Source organism: Pseudomonas sp., from assembly GCF_030147005.1.
Lineage (GTDB): Bacteria > Pseudomonadota > Gammaproteobacteria > Pseudomonadales > Pseudomonadaceae > Aquipseudomonas.
The window spans coordinates 1-2,744 of the sequence record NZ_JASLAW010000114.1 but is presented as its reverse complement, the minus strand read 5'-3'; the positions used below and the strand labels follow the sequence as shown (position 1 = coordinate 2,744).

The 2,744-nt window shown below is 62.6% G+C and carries 1 protein-coding gene; it reads left to right on the top strand.

Annotated elements, in window-relative coordinates:
* The first annotated feature begins 165 nt into the window (after positions 1-165).
* Positions 166-2,589, top strand: coding sequence for a diguanylate cyclase (locus Q1V60_RS10350; protein WP_300629987.1), 2,424 nt, complete (start codon positions 166-168; stop codon positions 2,587-2,589).
* Positions 2,590-2,744 lie beyond the last annotated feature (155 nt).

Below are 2,744 nucleotides of genomic sequence, written 5' to 3'. Positions count from 1 at the left end.
GCTCGGGTGCGTAGCGCGCAAGGTTTTTGGGGGCGCTGCGCAGCCCGGCGGGAGCAAGCTCCCTCGCCACAACAGCATTTACGCTGGTCAAACACCCGACCGATGGCTATAACTTAGCGTCCAGCCAAAGTGACACCCCGCACGCTGGCGTTGTGAGTGTTGCCTATGCCGATGCAAGCGGTACGCCCGAAAATCCTTGGTTTTATCAGTGAGCAGGCATCGGCTTGGCTGGTGGCATTGGTGGTGTTGGCAACCGGTAGCGCACTGACGCTGGTCATCGCGTTGGCCGCCGCCGACCTCTATCAGCAACAGGTGCGCCAGCGCTTCCAGTTGCTGGTCAGCGAGCGCTACAGCCGGGTTCAGGAGCGCTTCGAAGACCAGGAGCTACGCCTGGACAGCCTGCGCCGCTTCTTTGTCAATTCCGGCGAGGTGTCCCGCGCCGAATTTGACGGTTTCGCCCAGCCCTTGTTGTTGCATGCGCGTGCCTATGCCTGGGCGCCGCGGGTGACCCGTGATCAGCGCAGCCCATTTGAACAGGATGTCTCGCGTCAGCGTGGCGTACCTTTCAACATCCGCGAACTGAATTCGGCGGGTGAGTTGGCGCCGGCTGCCGAGCGCGATGAATATGTACCGGTGTTATACAGCCAGACTCAAAGCCTGTTGGGGTCGCCATTGGGTTTTGATCTGCTGGCCCAACCCCTGCGACGCGCTGTTCTTGAACGCGCGAAAAACAGTGGCAAGGCGGCGGTGTCCCAGCCCATGCAATTGGTGGGTGTGGAGCCGGCCTATGCCGCCGGGGTGCTGCTGATGACGCCGGTGAGCAAAACCGCCGATAGCCAGCCGTACGGCTATGTAATGGCGGTGATCAGCCTGCGCCAACTGGTGGCCGATGGTTTGCCCAAGTCAAACCGGGATAACCTGGTGATGCAGATCGTCGACACCTCCGACACCCAGCAGCGCGTGCTGTATGCGTCCAACAATGCGCCGGGCGACAGCGACCTTGTCGCCGTCCGACGGCTTACCCTCGGTGACCATGTCTATGCACTGAGCCTGCGTGCCAGTGAAGTATTCGACAAGGCCAACCATTCTTCGACCAGCGCCATACTGGCCATGGGTGTGCTGCTGAGTGTGCTGCTCAGCGCGTTGCTCTACGTGCTGGTCAGCCAACGCCAGCGGGCGCTGGCACTGGTTGATCAACGTACCACTCAGTTGCGCCTGCGCGAGCAGGAGCTGCGAGGGGCGCATGGTCAATTGCGCAGCGTGCTGAATGCGGCGACTCAGGTCGCAATCATTGCCACGGACTTGCGCGGCGTCATCAACACGTTCAATGCCGGCGCGGAGCGGATGCTGGGGTTCAAGGGCGAGCACGCGGTGGGCCACCTGACGTTGGAAAGCCTGCACCTGCCCTCGGAGCTCGAGACCCGCGCCACGCGTTTGAGTGCGGCGCTGGGCAAGCGTATCGCGCCGAGCCAGGCGATGCTGGTGGAAAGTCCGGACAGCCAGCATGACGCCCGCGAGTGGACGCTGGTGCGTGAGGACGGCAGCCGTTTGACCGTAAATATGCTGGCCACCGTGTTGCTGGACGAGCATGGCCTGTGGGTCGGGCATTTGGCAATTTACCTGGATGTGACGGAGCAGAAGCGCGCTTACGAGGCCTTGGCCGCACGGGATCGCCTGCTGAAAAAGCTCAGCGTCCATGTGCCTGGCGGCATCTTCCAATTCACGCTGGAGCCCGACGACACCTGGCGCTTCATTTACGCCAGCGAAGGCATGCGCGATATCTATGAAATCGAGCTTGGCGTACTGCAGCAGGATGCGGGCAAGGTTCTGGAACGCATTCACCCCCTGGACGTTGAGCGGGTACGCACCTCGATACGCTTGTCGGCGCTGCAATTGAGCCATTGGCGCGAAGAGTATCGCGTGGAGTTGCCCCGGCGAGGCCTGCGCTGGATTCGCGGCGAGGCCACGCCGGAGGAATTACCCGGCGGCGGTACGTTGTGGCACGGCTATGTGTCGGATATTTCCGATCTCAAGCGTGTGGAAGAAGAGTTGCGCACGCTGTCCATCACCGATTCCCTGACGGGCATCCACAATCGCCGCTATTTCCAGGACCGTATGAAAGCCGAACTGATCCGCGCCAACCGCACGTCGGGGGCGCTGTCGGTGATCATGCTGGATATCGACCACTTCAAGCGGATCAACGACCAGCACGGGCATGCTGTCGGGGACGGCGTACTGCAGGAGCTGTGCAGGCGAATCAGCCAGCGCTTGCGCCGCACCGACGTGTTTTGCCGGTTGGGCGGGGAAGAGTTCGTGGTGCTGTGCCCGCACACCGATGGCGCCCAGGCTTACAGCCTGGCGATGCAATTGTGGCAGTCGTTGCGCAGCGTGCCGATGGCGCCGGCGGGCATCGTCACCGCCAGCTTTGGGGTTGCCAGCTGGCGTACCGATGAAGGCATCGATGGGTTGCTGCTGCGTGCGGACTCGGCGGTGTACACGGCCAAGCAGACGGGCAGGGACCGGGTGGAGGCCTGTGGGAGCGGCCTTGCCCGCGAGGGCGGTGTGTCAGTCGTCGAAGATATCGACTGAACCAGCGCCTTCGCGGGCAAGCCTTAATGCCAGTCAGTTAAGACAGAACCGGTCCCTGTGGCGAGGGAGCTTGCTCCCGCTGGACTGCGTAGCAGTCCCATTTTTGGGGCCGCTTCGCGCCCCAACGGGAGCAAGCTCCCTCGCCACAGGTCGCA